This is a genomic window from Colwellia sp. 6M3, from assembly GCF_014077595.1.
GTDB lineage: Bacteria > Pseudomonadota > Gammaproteobacteria > Enterobacterales > Alteromonadaceae > Cognaticolwellia.
The window spans coordinates 1-493 of the sequence record NZ_JACGWF010000220.1 but is presented as its reverse complement, the minus strand read 5'-3'; the positions used below and the strand labels follow the sequence as shown (position 1 = coordinate 493).

At 34.9% G+C, this 493-nt stretch carries 1 pseudogene; it reads right to left on the bottom strand.

The features are described 5' to 3' along the window. Nucleotides 1-169: 169 nt before the first annotated feature. A pseudogene (locus tag H4J50_RS19125) lies at nt 170-493 on the bottom strand (single-stranded-DNA-specific exonuclease RecJ); the annotation flags it as partial.

Sequence of the window (493 nt, the reverse complement as noted above, 5' to 3'; positions counted from 1 at the left end):
GAATATAGTTGCTAAATATAACAAAAAAAACAGTCGCGCATTGTAGCTTAATTATACGACTAAATAAACGCTTCCTTATGCTTTGAAATGTCCTTTTTATTATATTATTGTGTCCAAATAATGTCACTAATGCTCTATAGGATTTCGTTGATATTTCTGCGCCCAAAATTCAGTCTAATTGCTCTACCATTAATTGTACTGTTTGCTTGCCACGAAACTCATTTATATCTAGCCGATACGCTAACTTAACTTGCTTTGCTTGATTGTCTGGCCAGCGCTTGATATCAATATTGAACGCAATAGCATCAAAAATTTGTTGATCTTTTTCTACCACTAACTTTAAATGTTTTTCACCAACAATACGTTGTTGCACTAAGTTAAAAACATCATCAAATACCGGTTCTGGAAAATTTTGTCCCCAGGGGCCAGCTTCACGTAATATTTCTGCAAAGGCTAGAGTCATATCGTTGGTTAATAGCTCACCATCTGAAGA